Annotated in this window: 16 protein-coding genes and 1 riboswitch; of the genes, 10 read left to right on the top strand and 6 right to left on the bottom strand. The window is 75.8% G+C overall.

Annotation, left to right across the window (positions count from 1 at the left end; genetic code table 11):
* Positions 1–171: 171 nt before the first annotated feature.
* Positions 172–1,293 carry an epoxide hydrolase family protein gene (locus K1Y72_RS24755; RefSeq protein ID WP_220168854.1) on the top strand — a complete coding sequence of 374 codons (1,122 nt, stop codon included), beginning with the start codon at positions 172–174 and terminating at the stop codon, positions 1,291–1,293.
* Between the two features lie 88 nt (positions 1,294–1,381).
* Entirely contained in the window at positions 1,382–2,554 is a 1,173-nt protein-coding gene (locus K1Y72_RS24750; protein WP_220168853.1) for a winged helix DNA-binding domain-containing protein, read from the top strand.
* A gap of 32 nt (positions 2,555–2,586) precedes the next feature.
* On the opposite strand, the gene K1Y72_RS24745 is transcribed toward K1Y72_RS24750, so the two are convergent.
* The gene (locus K1Y72_RS24745; RefSeq protein WP_220168852.1) at positions 2,587–2,754 is read right to left on the bottom strand and encodes a hypothetical protein; all 168 of its coding nucleotides are present in this window, start codon (positions 2,752–2,754) and stop codon (positions 2,587–2,589) included.
* Positions 2,755–2,785: 31 nt separating this feature from the next.
* The gene (locus tag K1Y72_RS24740) at positions 2,786–3,667 is read right to left on the bottom strand and encodes a type IV toxin-antitoxin system AbiEi family antitoxin (RefSeq protein WP_220168851.1); all 882 of its coding nucleotides are present in this window, start codon (positions 3,665–3,667) and stop codon (positions 2,786–2,788) included.
* An 89-nt stretch (positions 3,668–3,756) separates the two neighbouring features.
* On the opposite strand from K1Y72_RS24740, the gene K1Y72_RS24735 reads away from it, so the two are divergent.
* Positions 3,757–4,146, top strand: a complete 390-nt coding sequence (locus K1Y72_RS24735; protein WP_220168850.1) for a hypothetical protein — start codon at positions 3,757–3,759, stop codon at positions 4,144–4,146.
* A gap of 192 nt (positions 4,147–4,338) precedes the next feature.
* Here the strand turns inward: K1Y72_RS24735 and K1Y72_RS24730 are convergent, their stop codons facing one another.
* Both K1Y72_RS24730 and K1Y72_RS24725 read right to left on the bottom strand, forming a co-directional pair.
* Positions 4,339–5,076, bottom strand: a complete 738-nt coding sequence (locus K1Y72_RS24730) for an alpha/beta hydrolase (RefSeq protein ID WP_220168849.1) — start codon at positions 5,074–5,076, stop codon at positions 4,339–4,341.
* A 25-nt stretch (positions 5,077–5,101) separates the two neighbouring features.
* Positions 5,102–5,635, bottom strand: a complete 534-nt coding sequence (locus K1Y72_RS24725) for a hypothetical protein (protein ID WP_220168848.1) — start codon at positions 5,633–5,635, stop codon at positions 5,102–5,104.
* Positions 5,636–5,770: 135 nt separating this feature from the next.
* Here K1Y72_RS24725 and K1Y72_RS24720 point away from each other — a divergent pair, with 135 nt between their 5' ends.
* The 5 genes from K1Y72_RS24720 to K1Y72_RS36555 all read left to right on the top strand — a co-directional run bounded on the left by K1Y72_RS24720 (position 5,771) and on the right by K1Y72_RS36555 (position 10,383).
* On the top strand, positions 5,771–6,679 hold the full coding sequence (locus K1Y72_RS24720) for an LLM class F420-dependent oxidoreductase (protein WP_220168847.1): 909 nt from the start codon (positions 5,771–5,773) through the stop codon (positions 6,677–6,679).
* 98 nt (positions 6,680–6,777) lie between these two features.
* A riboswitch (cobalamin riboswitch) is annotated at positions 6,778–6,838 on the top strand.
* A gap of 90 nt (positions 6,839–6,928) precedes the next feature.
* Positions 6,929–7,867, top strand: coding sequence for an ABC transporter substrate-binding protein (locus K1Y72_RS24715; protein ID WP_220168846.1), 939 nt, complete (start codon positions 6,929–6,931; stop codon positions 7,865–7,867).
* A gap of 10 nt (positions 7,868–7,877) precedes the next feature.
* The gene (locus K1Y72_RS24710; protein WP_220168845.1) at positions 7,878–8,930 is read left to right on the top strand and encodes a FecCD family ABC transporter permease; all 1,053 of its coding nucleotides are present in this window, start codon (positions 7,878–7,880) and stop codon (positions 8,928–8,930) included.
* A complete protein-coding gene (locus K1Y72_RS36560) occupies positions 8,927–9,697 on the top strand; it encodes an ABC transporter ATP-binding protein (RefSeq protein WP_308287210.1) in 771 nt (256 codons plus the stop codon). Before K1Y72_RS24710 ends, K1Y72_RS36560 begins: the two co-directional genes overlap by 4 nt.
* A complete protein-coding gene (locus K1Y72_RS36555) occupies positions 9,694–10,383 on the top strand; it encodes an adenosylcobinamide amidohydrolase (protein WP_372452989.1) in 690 nt (229 codons plus the stop codon). Before K1Y72_RS36560 ends, K1Y72_RS36555 begins: the two co-directional genes overlap by 4 nt.
* Positions 10,384–10,395: 12 nt before the next feature.
* Here K1Y72_RS36555 and K1Y72_RS24700 read toward each other — a convergent pair whose 3' ends face one another.
* On the bottom strand, positions 10,396–11,412 hold the full coding sequence (locus tag K1Y72_RS24700; RefSeq protein WP_220168844.1) for a hypothetical protein: 1,017 nt from the start codon (positions 11,410–11,412) through the stop codon (positions 10,396–10,398).
* 53 nt (positions 11,413–11,465) lie between these two features.
* Positions 11,466–12,986, bottom strand: a complete 1,521-nt coding sequence (locus tag K1Y72_RS24695) for an AMP-binding protein (protein ID WP_220168843.1) — start codon at positions 12,984–12,986, stop codon at positions 11,466–11,468.
* Positions 12,987–13,147: 161 nt separating this feature from the next.
* Here K1Y72_RS24695 and K1Y72_RS24690 point away from each other — a divergent pair, with 161 nt between their 5' ends.
* On the top strand, positions 13,148–15,274 hold the full coding sequence (locus K1Y72_RS24690; RefSeq protein WP_220168842.1) for a vWA domain-containing protein: 2,127 nt from the start codon (positions 13,148–13,150) through the stop codon (positions 15,272–15,274).
* Between the two features lie 2 nt (positions 15,275–15,276).
* Positions 15,277–16,632 (top strand): extracellular solute-binding protein, encoded by a 1,356-nt coding sequence (locus K1Y72_RS24685; protein WP_220168841.1) that lies wholly within the window; start codon positions 15,277–15,279, stop codon positions 16,630–16,632.
* The last annotated feature ends 9 nt before the right edge of the window (positions 16,633–16,641 follow it).

Below are 16,641 nucleotides of genomic sequence, written 5' to 3'. Positions count from 1 at the left end.
CCGGGTCAAGGCGGGCTTCCCGGTCGATCACGTGGGGATGCTCTCTGTGGACTGACCTGCGGTGTGGACTGACCTGCGGTTCGTCGGGACCGTGTCCTCGCCGGGGTCGCTGCGTGCCGGGCGCGGGGGCCGGCGAAGGCATGCGCGGCGCAGAGATCGATCGGGGGACTCATGACCGGGCAGGGCGGGGTGCCGTTCACCGTCGAGGTGAGCGATGAAGTGCTGGCGGATCTTCGGGCCCGCCTGGCGCGAACGCGGTGGACCGACGCTGTGGCGGACGGCTGGGGTTACGGGGCCGACACCGCGTACGTGAAGGAGTTGTGCTCCTACTGGGGGGAGCGGTTCGACTGGCGGGCCCGCGAACGCGAGCTGAACGAGCTCGATCACTACCGCGCCGATGTCGACGGTCTCGGGATTCACTTCATCCATCAGCGGTCGGACCGTCCGGACGCGACCGTGCTGGTGCTGCTGCACGGCTGGCCGGGCTCGTTCGTGCAGATGCTGAAGATCCTGCCGCTGCTCACCGATTTCCACGTGGTGGTGCCGTCGCTGCCCGGGTTCGGCTTCTCCGACCGGCCGACCGAGCCGGGCATGAACGTGTCGAAGATCGGCGGCCTGCTGGTGACGCTCCTGCACGACGTCCTCGGCTACGACGCCTACGCCGTCCGCGCGAGCGACCTCGGTCTGGGAGTGGCGATGGCGATGGCGATGAAGGACCCCGACGGTGTGATCGGCCTGCACATGGGCGGCTCCAACCCCTCCATCCCGTTCGACCACCTGCCGGAGGATCTGTCGGCGGCCGAGCAGAAGATGGTGGAGGACGCCAAGGCGTTCCAGGACAACGAGTACGCCTACGCCAAGCTCCAGTCGACCAAGCCCCAGTCACTGGCGGTCGGGTTGAACGACTCGCCGGCCGGGCTGGCGGCCTGGATCACCGAGAAGTACCAGGCGTGGAGCGACTGCGGCGGACAGGTGGAGAAGGCGTTCACCAAGGACGAGCTCCTCACCACCATCACCTTGTACTGGGTGACCCAGACGATCGGGTCGTCGATGCGGCTGTACTACGAGAACGCCCACACCCCCGGTGAGTGGGGGGCGATGCGGGCCCCGATCGCGATGGCGATGCCGCCCGCCGACCTGTTCCACACCCCGCGGGAGTGGGCCGAACGCCAAGGCCCGATCGCGCGCTGGACCGAGCTCGCCCGGGGCGGCCACTTCCCCGAATGGGAGGTCCCCGACCTGATCGCCGACGACATCCGCGCCTTCCTCACCGGCCTCGGCCGGGCTGGATGAGGGCCGCGCGGCACCTGTCACCGGCACCGGCACGGCCCCGCGGATCGAGCATCCGCGGGGCGGCCCACCGTTCGGGAGGCGGGGATCCTTGAGTCCGGCACGACCGAAGATCACCGACGTGCAGCGGCGGGCCCGTCTCGGCCGCGCCCATCTCCTGGCGGCCTCGGCCCGTGTCGACGGCCCCGAGCAGGTCGCCGAGCGGGTTCTCGGGCTGCACGCCACCGACCCCGCGACCGTCTACCTGTCGGCTGCCGCCCGTCAGCGGAACCCGTCGGCGGCGGATCTGGAGCGGGCCCTGTACGACGAGCGCACGCTGGTGCGGATGCTGTGCATGCGGCGCACCCTGTTCGTGGTCCCCGCAGGGCTGGCGCCGATCGTGGACGCCTCGATCGGACGGCCCGTCGCCGCCCGCGAGCGCCGCATGCTGCTCCGCGACCTTTCCGCCCAGCTCGGCCACGGCCAGGACTGGCTGGCCGCCGTCGAACAGCAGGTGCTCGCCGTCCTGGCCGACCTCGGCGAGGCGACCGCCGCGCAGCTGGCCGGTCTCGTCCCCGCCCTGCGCACCCGGCTCGTCCGATCGCCCGGCAAGAGCTACGAGACCCGGGCACGGATCACCAACCGGGTCCTGACCCTCCTGGCCGCCGAAGGCCGTATCCGCCGCGGACGGCCGCTGGGGTCGTGGACGTCCAGCCGGTTCCGGTGGACTCTCGCCGAACCCCGTCCCGAACTCCCCGAAGCGGACGCCAGAGCCGCCCTCGCCGGCCGCTACCTGGCCGCTTTCGGGCCCGCCACCACCCGCGACGTGCAGTGGTGGACCGGCTGGAACCTCACCGACACCCGCACCGCCATCGCCGCCACCGGCGCCATGGACGTCGACCTCGACCACGGGCCCGGCCACGCCCTCCCACAGCATCTCGACCCGGCCCCCGAATTCGAGCCGTGGGCCGCTCTGCTGCCCTCTCTCGACCCCACCGCCATGGGCTGGCGGCACCGCGACTGGTACCTCGACCACGCTCACACCGGCGACCTGTTCGACCGCAACGGCAACATCGGCCCCACCCTGTGGTGGAACGGCCGCATCATCGGCGGCTGGGCCCAGCGCCCCGACGGCCGCATCACCACCCGCCTCCTCGCCCCCGACCCCGGCCGCGACGCCCAGCACGCCATCGACGACGCCGTGCAGCGGCTCACCGCCTTCCTCGGCCCCACCCGAAGCAGACCCAGCATCCGCACACCCTTGGAACGCCGCCTCAATGCGTGAGGCCACCGGCCGTCCCGGTGTTCCGCTCCTGGTCAGGCCACCCGCCCGAGGGCGAGGCGGCGGCCCATGTCGATGGTGCCGTGGAGGCTGGCGTCGGACCGGAACAGCGGCGACAGGCCGCGCCGGTCGGCATCGGTGAGCCGCTGCCGCCAGGCGGGATCCTTCCGGGCGGACTGCACCAGCAGGGTCTTGATGAACACCAGCGAGGCGTCTCAGGGCGGGGAGTGCCGGTCAGTGGTGGGGGCGGCGGCGGGTGGGGTTGGGGCGGCGGCGGTGGAGGCGGGTGAGGTTGGTGGCGATGCGGTCCATGTCGCGGCCGGTGGGATTCCAGCCGCGGTGCAGGAGGGCGGTCAGCAGGGCCTCCAGGTAGGGGGCGGGGCGGGTGAGCAGGTCTTTGGTGACGGGGATGACGTCCCATTCCATCTCCTTCTTCAGCCAGCGGCGCCTGGCCTCGTCGCGGGATCTGGCCCGGCGGCCGGCGTGGTGGCGTTCGCCGTCGTACTCGATGCCGACGAGGTAGGGCTCGTAGCCCAGGTCGATGTAGAAGGGCTCGCCGAGCGGGCCCATGACGGGGATCTGCGGGGTGGGGCGGGGCAGGCCCGCGTCGATGATCAGGGTGCGGGTCCAGCTCTCGCCGGGGGATTCGGCGCGGGGGTCGGCGGCGCGCAGGGCGGCGCGCAGGCGCTTGCTGTCGCGGTAGTCCGGGAGGGTGCGGGCCATGGCCTTGAGGGCGTCGAGCCGGACGCCGCGGCGGAGGAACTGGTCGAGGGCGGCCACCGCCTCCAGCCGGGGCAGCCAGCGGGCGCAGTCGAGGGCCGTCCGGTCGAGGGTGGTGACGCGGACGCCCGACCGCTCGGTGATGTGCTCCGCGGGGACGCGGGCCGGGCGGAGGTCGCCGGCCGGCGGCGCCGGGCCCGGCACGAACAGGTCCACGTCGCAGGTCTCGGGCCGCGCTCCGGACGGCAGCACGTCGAGGCCCCAGATCCAGGCGGCGGTACGGCCGATGACGACGTTCTCGGAACGGCCCGGCCCGGCCAGCGCGGCGGCCCGCTCGACGAGGGAGGCGGCGGCTTCGGGAGACGGGGACGTGGCGGGCGAGGTGGGTGTGGTCATGAGTCGATGGTGGGCCGGCGGGAGTGGTGATCGGAAGGAGGTCGGTTAACTGTGGATAACCGATCGTCGGGCTTGGCTAGGGTGCGAGCGTGGCGGATGTGTACGAGGTCCTCGTCTCGGCGAACCTTCCTTCGAGCCTGTCCGGTGAGGATCTGGCGGAGCTGCGGCGGCGTCTCGGGCTGGACGGCGGGGGCGGCGGCGGTGATGAGGCGGTCCTGGGCGCCGACGGGGCGGCTCACCGGATCGGCGGGGCGCTCTACCGGGTGCTGGTCGAGGACGGTGAGGGGCCCGGTTCCGGGTGGGCGCTCGCGGCCCGCCAGGAGGTGCACGCCGAGGATCTGGACGAGGTGGGCGAGTTCCTGCGCTGGCTGGAGGGACGGGCCGGCCGCCTGCTCTGCCACGCGCGCTTCTACGAGGAGGAGGACTTCACCCGGGTCGAGGACGGCGATTTCCACCTGGGGATCGATCCCGAGGACTGAACCGCGGCGAGCCGGGCGGCGACCTCGCGTCGCGGGCGCGGGTTCAGCTCGGGGTGCCCGGACGGGGCGAGCACGCCGTCCACCCAGCGCGCCGTCACCGAGCCCGGCGAGCCACGTCACCGAGCGGCGCGGTGGGGCTTCATCGCGACGCCCTCGTTCGTCGGCGGGCGGGGCGGGGTTCGGGGCGGTGGGTCAGTGGGTGGCGGCCCAGGTGCCGATGCGGGCCAGCAGGTCGGGGGTGACGGCGACCTCGGCGTGCCCGAAGTCCTTCTCCACCCACAGCTCGCGCGGTTCGGACGCCGCGCCGTAGAGCTGCTCGGCGTGCTCCAGGGGGAAGAACGCGTCGGCGTCGCCGTGCACGATGAGCAGGGGCGCCGGGGCGATGCGGCCGACGACCTCGTGCGGCGCCTCGGGCACCGGGTTCCAGCCCTGCGGGGCGACGCGGGTGCCGCGGGCCAGGCGGACGGCGAGGCGTCCGGCGCGGCGCTCGATGACCCAGTGGACGCGGCGCATCGGCACGGTGTCGCGGTAGTACCAGCGGGCCGGGGCGCTGACGGCCACGACGGCGTCGGCGCCGCCGTGCAGCGCGGCGTGGCGGACGGCGACGGCGCCGCCGAGCGAGAAGCCGATCACCACGACGCGGGCGTAGCCGCGGCGCCGGGCGGCCGCGACGGCGGCGGCGACGTCCAGCACCTCGCGGTCGCCGACGGTGGAGCGCCCCGACGAGCGGCCGTGGCCGCGCAGGTCGAAGGCGATGACGCCGCCGTGGCGGTGCAGCCCGGCGGCGATGTCGCGGAGCCGGTCCTGGCGCCAGGAGCAGGTGAAGCCGTGGACGACGACGAAGCAGCGGGCGCGGTCGCCAGGCAGGTGGCCGGCGTCGATCCGGACGCCGTCGGCGGTGAAGAGGGTGAGGGGTTCCGGAGTCGTCACCCCTCCATGATCCCACCGCCGCAGGTCAGCAAGGGGGCAGCCGCCCGTAGTCGATGACGCCGACGCGGGCGGGCGCGTGCCGGCGCAGCGCCCGCAGCAGCGGGCGGGGCCGGACGCCGGGACGCGACGGGCCCCACTGCAGCGGGTCGCAGGGCCGGTCGTCGAGCGGCCAGAGCGGTGCCCGGCGGGTCCGGACGACGGCCATGCCGGGCCGCCAGGTGCGGCCGTCCCCGGCGGGGACGGCGTAGCGGAACACCGCGACCTCGCCGATCTCGTCCCAGGCGAGGCGGGCGCCGCCGACGGTCACGCCGTCCCCGGAGACCGTCAGGTAGGCGGGGCCGCGCGCGATCCAGCCCCGGGCGAACCGCGCCAGGCCCGACAGGACGATGGCGGCCGGCACCGGCAGGCACGCCGCGCCCGCGCGCCGCTCCCCCGCCGCGACCAGCAGCAGCGCGAGCAGGCCGGACCAGGCCGCCAGCACCAGATGCCCGGCGAGGACCGTCCACGGGCGGTGCCGGGCCCGGTAGGGCCGGACGGCGGAGGGCGGCGGGACGGGCACGGATCGACGGTGCCGGGCGCTTCCGGGAACGGACAAGGCCGCCTGGGTGAATTCCGGATGACCCGCCGCATCGGCGCCCGAAGCGGTCGTGACACGATCGGGGTGGCGGCGACGGGCCCGACGAGAGGATCGGCAGTGCGCATCGGAGTGTTCCTCAGCGAGCGCGGCGGCAAGGACGCCCTCCTGAAGCTGACCGGCGACCTGCGGGCGGCCGCGGACGACGGCCTGACGTCGGCATGGCTGTCGCACATCTTCGGCATGGACGCCCTCACCGCCCTCGCCGTCGCGGCCGCCCAGGTGCCGGGCATCGAGATCGGCACCGGCGTCGTCCCCACCTTCCCGCGCCATCCGGCGGCGCTCGCGCAGCAGGCCCGGACGGTGGCGCTCGCCGCCGGGCCCGGCCGGCTGACGCTCGGCGTCGGCCTGTCGCACCGCGTGGTCATCGAGGACATGTTCGGCTACGACTTCGACCGGCCGGTCCGCCACCTGGACGAGTACCTGTCGGTGCTGCTGCCGCTGCTGGACGGCGACCCGGTCACCTTCGCCGGGGAGACGGTGAAGGCGCAGATCGGGCTGTCGGTGCCGAACGAGGGGCGGGTGCCGGTGCTGCTCGCCGCGCTCGGACCGCGGATGCTGCGGCTCGCCGCCGAGCGCGCCGACGGGACCGTGCTGTGGATGACGGGCCCGGTGACGGTCCGCGACCACATCGTCCCGACGATCACGCGGGCGGCGCAGGACGCGGGCCGTCCGGCGCCGCGCGTGGTGTGCGCGCTGCCGGTCTGCGTCACCGGCGACCCGGGCGCCGCGCGCGAGCGGGCCGCCGAGCTGTTCGCCGTCTACGGGCAGCTCCCGTCCTACCGGGCGATGATGGACCGCGAGGGCGTCGACGGGCCCGCCGACCTCGCGATCGTCGGGGACGAGGACGCCGTCGGGGCGCGGATCGCCGATCTGGCGGAGGCCGGCGTCACCGACTTCGCGGCCGCGGAGTTCGGCAACGGCGAGGACGCCGCCCGCACCCGGGCGTTCCTGAAGACGCTGCTGTGACCTGACGGCGCCGTGACCTGACCCCGCCGCCCTGACCTGCGCCCGGACCGTCCCGGTTCGGCTGCTAACGTTGCAGTTCATCGCGCCACGGAGCGAAATCCGGTGAGATCCCGGTGCTGTCCCGCAACTGTGATGCCCTCCCCCGGAGGGCGAGCCAGGTCGCCTCCCGCCGCGCCGACGACTTTCGACCTCGCGGAAGGCCGACCCGTCTCCCACGGATCGCGACCTCCCCGGCCCTGGAGGATTCTGGTGAGATCCGTGCGCACCCTCGGCGCGGCGCTGATGGCGGGCGTCCTCGCCCTCGCCGCCGGCTGCGGCGATTCCGGCGACGGCAAGGACGGCAAGGACGGCGGCGCGAAGCCGATCAGCGTCCAGGCGTCCAACGGGACGGTGACGCTGCCCGCCGTCCCCAAGCGGATCGTGTCGCTCGCCCCCACCCACACCGAGTCGCTGTTCGCGATCGGCGCCGGCGCGCAGGTCGTCGCCGCCGACGAGTACTCGACCTACCCGGCGAACGCGCCGCGCACCAAGCTGTCGGGCTTCACCCCGAACGCCGAGGCGATCATCAAGTACAAGCCGGACCTGGTGGTGCTGTCCAACGACCAGTCCGGCATCGTGGCCGCGCTCGGCAAGGTGAGGATCCCGGTGCTGCTGGAGCCGGCCGCCGCCACGCTGGACGAGGCGTACGACGAGATCCTGGACCTCGGCAAGGCCACCGGGCACGAGGACGCCGCCGCCAAGGTCACCGCCGGCATGCGCACCGCGATCCAGAAAGCCGTCGCGGGCGCCGCCAAGCCCGCCGCCGGCGAGCGGCTCACCTACTTCCACGAGCTGGACGAGCAGCTGGACACCGTCACCTCCAAGACCTTCATCGGGCAGGTCTACGGGCTGTTCGGGCTCGGCAACGTCGCCGACGCCGCCGACAAGACCGGCGGCGGCTACCCGAAGCTGTCGGGCGAGGCGCTGCTGAAGGCCGACCCCGACCTGGTGTTCCTCGCCGACACCAAGTGCTGCGGGCAGAGCGCGGCGGCCGCGGCCGAGCGGCCCGGCTGGTCGTCGCTGACGGCGGTGAGGAAGGGCCAGGTCGTCGCGCTGGACGACGACGTCGCCTCGCGCTGGGGCCCGCGCCTGCCGCAGCTCGTCCAGGCCATCGGCGCGGGCGTCGCCAAGGCCGCGAACGCGCGGTGACCCCCTGCCGATGAACAAGGACCGCGACGCCGCGCGGGCCCGGCTGCGTCCGGGCCCGCTGGCCGCGGCGCTGGCGGTGCTGGCCGCCGCGCTCCTCGCCGGCCTGCTGGTCGGCGCCGCCGACGTGCCGGTGGGCGGGGTGCTGAAAGAGCTGGCGGACCGGATCCCGTTCGTGCACCTGGACTCGGGTCTCGCGCCCGTCGACCGCAACGTGCTGTGGGAGCTGCGGCTGCCGCGCGTGCTGGCGGGCGCGCTCGTCGGCGGCCTGCTGGCGCTGGCGGGCGCCGGCTACCAGGGCGTGTTCCGCAACCCGCTCGCCGACCCGTACCTGCTCGGCGCGGCCGCCGGCGCCGGGGTCGGGGCGACCGTCACGATCGTGGTGCTGCCCGGCGGCGCGACGTACGCGGTGCCGCTCGCGGCGTTCGCGGGCGCGGTCGGCGGGGTGCTGCTGGCGTACCTGCTCGGCAGCGTCGCGGGGCGCGGCGCGTCGGGGTCGGCGACGCTGCTGCTGGCGGGCGTCGCCGTCGCCAGCTTCCTCAGCGCCGTGCAGACGCTCGTGCAGCAGCTCAAGACGCAGGAGTTGCAGCGCATCTACGCCTGGATCCTCGGCGGCGTCGCGTCCGCCGGGTGGACGCAGCTCGCCATGGTCGCCCCCTACGCGCTGGTGTCCACGGTCGTGCTGCTGCTGCACGGGCGGCTGCTGGACGTGCTGGCGGTCGGTGACGAGGAGGCGGGCGCGCTCGGCCTGTCGGCGGCGCGGGTGCGGCTGGTGGTGCTGGCCGCGGCGTCGCTGGCGACCGCCTGCGCCGTCGCGATCAGCGGCCTGATCGGGTTCGTCGGGATCGTGGTGCCGCACGTGGTGCGGCGCGTGGCGGGCGGCTCCTACCGGGTCGTGCTGCCGCTGTCGCTGCTCGGCGGCGCGGCGTTCCTGGTGCTGGCCGACCTCGCGGCGCGCACGGTCGTGGCGCCCGGCGAGCTGCCGCTCGGCGTCGTCACCGCGTTCGTCGGCGGCCCGTTCTTCGTGGTGGTGCTGCGCGCGTTCCGGCGGGAGGTGGGGACGTGAGCGTCGCCGTCGAGGGCCTGGACGTGGAGCTGGACGGCCGCCGGGTGCTGCACGGGGTGTCGCTGGCGGTGCCGGCCGGGTCATGGACGGCGGTGATCGGCCCCAACGGGGCGGGCAAGTCCACGCTGCTGCGCGCCGTCCTCGGCCTGCGCCCCGGGAACGGGACGGTGCGGGTCGCGGGCGCGGACCTGCGGTCGCTCAAGCCGCGCCAGCGCGCGCGCCTGGTCGCCTACGCGCCGCAGTCCCCCAGCCTTCCGCCGGGGATGACGGTCCTGGACTACACGCTCCTCGGCCGCTCCCCCTACATCCCCCATCTCGGCAGAGAGAGCGCTGCCGACCGCGCGATCGCCCGCGAGGTGCTGGAACGGCTGGATCTGACGTCCTTCGCCGCGCGCGCCCTGGACCGTCTGTCAGGCGGGGAGCGCCAGCGGGTCGTCCTCGCGCGCGCGCTGGCGCAGCAGGCGCCCGTCCTGCTGCTGGACGAGCCGACGACCGCGCTCGACATCGGCCACCAGCAGCAGGTGATGGAGCTCATCGACCGGCTGCGCGTCGACGACGGCCTGACGGTCCTCACCACCATCCACGACCTCACCCTGGCCGGGCAGTACGCCGACGCGCTCGTCCTGCTGTCGGGGGGCCGCGTCGCCGCCGCCGGGACGCCCGCTCGGGTCCTCACCCGCGAGACCGTCGCCGCGCACTTCACCGCGACGGTCTCGGTCGTGCCCGGCCGCGACGGCCGTCCCGTGCTGGCCCTGGAGCGCCCGTGATCCTGGAGACGCACTGGCGCGAGGAGGACGGCGTCCGGCTGCCGGCGACGCTGTGGCGGGCCGGCGACGGCCTGCGGACGATCTCCTCGGCGCTGCTCGGCGGCGGTATCGGCGCCGCCGGGTGGGTGCTGAACGCCCAGGTCCCCGGCGGCTACGCGCGCACCGACCCGCTCGCCCACCTCGGCGAGATCGCCGCGCCGCTCGGGCTGCGCGGCCCCGGCGTCGGGATGCTGACGGCCGCCGCGGTCGAGCGGACCTTCCGCGGCGCGGACGGCGGCGTCCACGTCAGCGCGACCGTCGGGCTGCGCGTGCCGACGTGGGCCGCCGCGCCCGAGGGTGCGGCCGATCCCGAGCTCGCGCCGATGCTGCTGGACGCCCCCTACCGGCCCGGCACGATCAACATCACGGTGGCGGTGCCGGTCGCGCTGGCCGACGCCGCGCTGGTCAACGCCGTCGTCACCGCCACCGAGGCCAAGGCGCAGGCGCTGCTGGAGGCCGGATACGCCGCGACCGGGACGGCCTCGGACGCCATCTGCGTCGCCGCGCCCGACGCCGGCCCGGCCGAGGCGTTCGCCGGGCCGCGCTCGGTGTGGGGCGCGCGGATCGCCCGCGCCGTGCACGCGGCGGTGCTGGCCGGGGCCCGCGACTACACCGCGCTGCTCGCCGCCCGCCGTGCCGGGCGGTGAGCAGCGCGGGGGTCAGCCGGCCTGCGGGAGCCGCACGCCGTTCAGGGAGTGCAGGCCGGTCGGCGGTTCCTCGGCGGCGACCGCGCGGTCGGAGATCGTCGCCGAGGGGCGGGTCAGGGCGTCCACGCGGCGGCGCGCCCGGTCGGCCTCGCCGCGCGCGGCGTCGCGCTCGGCGGTGAGGGCGGTGACGGCGGCGCGCAGCTCCTCGACGGTGCGGCCGAGCGTCCAGGTCTGCTGCTCGCACTCGTGCAGGCGGGCCTGGATCTGGTCGCGGTCGGCGACGGCGCGGCCGCGCGCCGACTCGGCGTCGCGGACCGCCTCGCGCAGGTCCTCGGCGGTGCGCTGCGCGGCGGCGGCCTCGACGCGCTGGCCCTCCACCAGGGTCTCGGCCTCCGACAGGCGGCTGTGCAGGGCGACGAGCTCGCCGCGCGCGGCCTCCAGCGCCGACAGCAGCTCCTGCTCGCGGCCGGCGACGCGGTCGCGGTCGCTCTCGGCGGCGAGCCGGGACGCCGACTCGGCCTCCAGCGCGCGGCGGGCGTCCTGGCACTCGGCGCGCAGCGCGTCGCGGTCGGCGGCCGCCTCCTCGGCCTCCCGGCGGGAGGCGAAGGCGTCGTGCTCGGCGGCGGTGACGCGGGCGCGCGCCGACGACGCCTCGGCCCACGCCGCCTCGGCCTCGCGGCGGACGGCCTCGCGGTCTTGCTGGGCGGCGGCGACCTGTGCGGCGGCCTCGGCGCGCGTCTCGGCGACGCGGCGCTCCACGCCCGCGACGCTGAGCTCCCCCGACAGCGATCCGGCGAGCAGGCCCGCGGCCTGCTCCAGGCGCTCGACCATCTCCCAGGCCCACGCCACCTGGCCGGTGAGGCCGGGCGAATCGCGGTCGCGGGCCAGGCGCTCGCGGCCCGCTGACTCACAGGCGCCGCCGTCGTCCTGGCAGTAGCGCACGGTCCGCGAGCCGGGCACGGGCTGCGCCACTGGCCGCCCGCAGGTGACGCACGGCCACACCGCGGCCTCACCGTCATCGTCGGTCATGCGCCGTAGTACGCGGCGCGCCCGCGATGCGTTCGATCCCGTACCGGCCAGTGTCAGACGCTCTCGCCGAGGTATTCGGCGCGGACGCGGTGGCGGCTCAGCTTGCCCGCCGGGGTGCGCGGCAGCGCGTCGCGGAACTCCACGCGGCGCGGGTGCTTGAGCCGGGCCAGGCGCGGCGCGCAGTAGGCCAGCAGCTCCCCGGCGAGGCCGTCGCCGGGCGCGGCCTGCGGCGACGGCTGCACGAGCGCGATCGGCCGCTGTCCCCACTCGGCGTCGGGGACGCCGATGACGACGGCGTCGGCGACCGCCGGATGCTGGAGCAGCACCGCCTCGATCTCGGCGGGGTAGACGTTGACGCCGCCGGAGATGATGAGGTCGGTGCGCCGGTCGCTGAGGTAGAGCCAGCCGTCGGCGTCCAGGTGCCCGAGGTCGCCGGGGGTGTAGAGGTCGCCGCGCATGGCGGCGGCGGTCTTGGCCGGGTCGCGGTGGTACTCGAAGCCGCCCTGCCCGCGCGCGTAGATCAGGCCGGTCTCGCCGGGCGGCAGCTCGCGGCCCTCCGGATCCAGGATCTTGATCTCGACGCCGTCGACGGCGCGCCCGACCGTCCCGGGCCGCGCCAGCCACTCGTGCGGGCGGGCGACGACGACGGCGCCGCTCTCGGTGGAGCCGTAGTACTCGTAGAGGACCGGCCCCCACCAGTCCATCATCCGCTGCTTGGTGGCGACCGGGACGGGCGCGGCGCTGTGGTACACCCGCGCCAGCGAGGAGCCGTCGAAGGAGCGGCGGACGTCCTCGGGCAGCGCCAGCATCCGGTGGAACATCGTCGGGACCAGGAAGGCGTTGGTGACCCGGTGGCGGTCGATCAGCTCCAGCGTCCCGGCGGCGTCGAAGCGCGGCGCGACGACCACCGCGTGGCCGAGGTTCAGCGCCGTCATCGCGTGCACGCACGGCGCCGAGTGGTAGAGCGGCCCGACGGCCAGGTGGACGCCGTCGCCGGGTTCCAGGTCGAGGTCGCGGGCCAGGCCGCGGCGCAGCACGTCGGCGAGGACCTCCGGCGGGATGGCCGGGAGTGGCCGCCGCACGCCCTTCGGCCGCCCGGTCGTGCCGGAGGTGTAGAGCATCACCGACCCCACCCGGCGGTCGGCGGGCGGGGTCGCGGGACCGTCCGGCCAGCCGTCCTCCACGTGCAGGACCGGGACGTGCGGGCCGGGCACCGACGCGGCCGTGACCGCGGCGTGGGCGCGCTCGGTGACGACGGCGCGGGCGCCGCTGTCGGCCAGGATGTAGGCGATCTCGGGCGGGGCGAGGTGGCGGCTCACCGGCACCAGGTACAGGCCGGTCTGCAGGGCGGCGAACAGCACGGTGAGGAACTCGGGCCGGTTGCCGAGGAGGGTCGCGACGGCGTCGCCGGGCCGCAGCCCGAACGTCTCGCGCAGCGCGTGGGAGAGCCGGTTCACCTCGGCGTGCAGCGTCCCGTAGGACACCGCGCCGCCGCCCGCGCCCGCGCCGAGCAGCGCGGGCCGGTCCGGCTCGCGCGCGGCGATCTCGTAGAACCCGTTGCCCTGGACGCCCATGCCCGCCTCCCGGTTGCCACCGTCCCTCCAGGGGACGCGCGCACCACCGCCGGGTCAAGACCGCGTTCGGGTTTCCCCGGTGTTACGGCAAGGCGATCTCCGTATGATGGAGATCACTTCTAGGGGGGTTCGGTCGGCGCCGGCGCGACGTGAGGGCCTGGATGAGTCAGGGGCAGGGTCGGGAGGACGGCGGGCGGGGCCGGCGGACCGGGGAGGACCCTCGGCGCCTGTCGCGGACGCTCGTCGTCGAGCTCTGCATCAGCGCGCTCGGCGCGCTCGTGCTGTCGCCCTTCAGCAGCGGCCCCTGGCGGATCGCGGCCGGTGTCGCCGCGGCGGTCTTCCTGCTGGTCACGATGGTCGGCGCGGTCCTTCCGGCCACCAGCGTGTCCGCGCGGTCGGTCGTCGCCTCGCTCAAGCGCGTCGGCGGGGCCCTGGTGTGGGGCGGGGTCGGGGCGGGCGCCGTCGCGCTCGTGCTGCTGGCCGTGCAGGGGGTCGCGGCGGTGTGGACGGCGCACCGCCCGTGCTCGCCGCCGTTGCAGCTGCGCGTGCTGGCGGCGCCCGAGCTGCTCACCGGGCTGCGCGAGGCCGCCGGGGGGTTCGTCCGCGACAGCGCGCGCCACGGGTGCGCCCGCTACGCCCTGGACATCTCCGCCGATAAGGGCCCGATCGCCGCCTACACCGGGTTCACCACCCAGTGGCGCAGCGCCGAGACCGCGTCGGACCGGCAGCTGTTCGGCCCGCAGCCGGACGTGTGGATCCCCTCCTCCACGGCCGAGTACGCCTATGTCGCGGCCGCGGGCAAGGGCGGGTCGGGCGGCGACGCCCCGCGGTTCGGGCCGGCGTCCGCGCCGGGGTCGGCGCCGGTGTCCCTCGGCACCTCCCCGATGGTGCTGGGGGTGTTCAAGCCGCAGTACGACGGCCTGCCGAGCGCGGTCAAGCTGCCGAACCAGCAGCCGCTGCCGCAGGTGCTGGCGGGGCTGGCGGGCGTGCGCACCCGCATCGCCCGTCCGGTGCCCGAGACCTCGACGGCGGCGCTGGCGGCGACGGCGGCGGTCTACGACGTCGCGGCGGGCCCGTCCAAGCCCTCGCAGCGGTCGGACGCGGGCGCCGAGGAGAAGCTGTTCGACCCCACCTTCACCGAACCGGACGTGCCGTCGCTGCTCTGCCGGCTGCGCACGGCGGCGGCGGGCGGCGGGCAGAGCCCGCCGAGCATCGCGGTCGCGGTGCCCGAGCAGGCGCTGTACGACTACGACACCGGCCGCGCTCTCGGCGACACCCCGTGCGGCGCCGCGCCCGCCGCCGGGGCCGCGCGCGCGCAGGACGACCCGTGGGTGCTGTATCCGGTGTACTCGGCCGACCTGCCCGTGCTGGACTTCCCGTTCGTGCAGGTCCGCTGGCCCGGCCAGGACGACGGGGCGCGCGAGGAGGCGGTCAAGGCGCTGCGCGACTGGCTGGACGGGCATCCGCTGCTGTCGCAAGGGCTGCGCGACGGCAGCGGCGTCGCGCCCGGCGACACCCAGGGCGGGCATGAGGTGACGCGGCTGCGCGCCGCGCTCGGCACGGGCGAGGACGCGCTGCCGCTCACCGTCGCCGGCGGGAAGGCGCCCGCGGTGGGGGCGACGCTGGACCGCGTCGGGCAGGCCCGCCGCCCGGTGTCGCTGACGGTGGCGCTCGACCAGTCGCAGTCGATGGGCGACGCCTCGGGGGGCGGGAGCAGCCGGCTGGCCGCGGCGACGTCGTTCCTCCAGGAGCTGGCCGCCCAGACCCAGGGCACCGACCGGATCGCGCTGACGTTCTTCAGCGGCGCCGGCGCCGACCCCGCGAAGGTCCTGACGAGCGTGCCGCCCGGCGACACCACCCCCGAGCAGAAGAAGCGGGTCGCCGACGCGCTCCAGGGCGTGACGCCGACCGGCGCCGACCTGGCGCTCACCAGGGCGATCGCGCAGACCTACGTCGCGGCGGGCCGCCAGGAGCTGCTGGTGGTCACCGACGGACAGAGCGCCGCCGGCAACCCCGATCTGGACGGCCAGATCGGCTGGCTGCGCCGCTCGTTCCTGCCCGCCCACCCCGACCTGCGGGTGACGTTCGTGGTGACGGGGCCGTCGGGGTGCGGCGACCCGCCGGTGCGGCGGCTCGCCGCCGCCCTGAAACGGGGCGGCGCGCCGGCGTGCTGGTCGCTGGCCGCGCCGCCGCCGCGCGCGGGGGTCGCGCCGCAGCGGCGGTCCACCGCGCAGGAGTACGCCACCCAGCTCCTGCAGCAGCTGCGGGCGGGCGGTGGAGGATCGTGAACGTGCGCCTGCACCCGGTCGGCCGCGACTGGATCTTCCTGACGGTCGGCGCGGCGGCGATGCTGCTGGCCGTCCTCGTGCCGCGGCTGCTGCCCGGCGGCCGCGACGCGGCCCCCGACCTGTGCGGCCGGGGCGAGCTGCTGGTGGCCGGCGGCACCGACGTCAGCCTGAACGACCGGCGGCTCCAGCTGATCAGCGAGTGGAACAGCGGGGCGGCCGACCGCCCGGGGCGGCTGAAGGCCCGCCTGGTGGAGGTCTCGCCGTCGGCCGACGAGCAGTACAGCGAGATGAAGGCGGCGCTGGAGGCGCGCGGCTGCGCCTACGACGTCCTGATCACCGACAACACCTGGACGGCCCAGTTCGCCGAGCTCGGCTACCTGCGGCCCCTCGGGAAGGCCGCCGACGCCGACTTCATCCCCGCGGGCCTGGCGACCGGCCGCCGCGACGGCACGCAGTACGCGCTGCCGTTCAACCTCGACGTGGGCCTGCTGTACGCCAAGCGGGGGCAGGCGGCGCCGGCGGACTGGCCGGCGCTGCTGGCGGGGCCGACGGTCACCCAGCTCGCCGACCGCGAGGGCCTCACCGTCAACGCCCTGGAGGCGGTGTGGAACGACGGCGACCCGCGCTTCGCCGGATCCCGCCGGCCGAGCGTCGGGGAGCTGCGCACGTCGGTGTTCCCCGCCGTGCGGCGCCTCGCGGAGCGTGTACGGTCCTCGCCCACGCTGCGCGGTTCCCTGAGCGACGACGAGCAGGCGTCCATCGAAGCGTTCGAGAACGGCGCGCCGGGCGCGCCGCGGCTGATGCGCAACTGGCCCTACGCCTTCTTCTCCCTGGCGGCCACGCCGAGCCTGCGCGACGGCGCGGGGCTGGCGTTCCAGGTGTCGGCGCTGCCGGGGCGCACCGTGCTCGGCGGGCAGAACCTGGCGATCGCCAAGGACTCCCCGCACCCGGCGGAGGCGCGCGCCCTCATCGACTTCCTGACGAGCGCGGGCGCCGAGCGTGACCTGTTCGCCTGCGGCGGGTTCGCGCCGTCCCGCTACTCCGCGCTCGGGCTGCGGCCGCCGGACCGGGTCTCCCCCGGCGACGTGCGGGTGGAGGCGTGCCGGCCGTCCGGCGGCGGGACGCCGGCGCAGGAGGAGACGGTCCTGCCCGACCGGGCGCAGCTCACCCGGCTCGGGCAGGTGATCGTGCAGGCGCTCGCCCGCGCCCAGCCGCGCCCCCAGTCGGTGCACTACGCCTCTTTCAGCGCGACGTTCCGGGGCTGCGTGGCGAAGATGGCGGGCGGCGGCCGGGTGGACGCGGCGTCCTTCGCCGAGGCCGTCGACCGGTCCCTGGACGGCCGCACCGCCTCCTGCTGAGTTCCGCCG

It is taken from the genome of Actinomadura parmotrematis (assembly GCF_019458805.1).
Classification (GTDB): Bacteria; Actinomycetota; Actinomycetes; order Streptosporangiales; family Streptosporangiaceae; genus Spirillospora; species Spirillospora parmotrematis.
The sequence above is the reverse complement of the archived record's forward strand: the minus strand, read 5'-3'. Positions and strand labels throughout refer to the sequence as shown.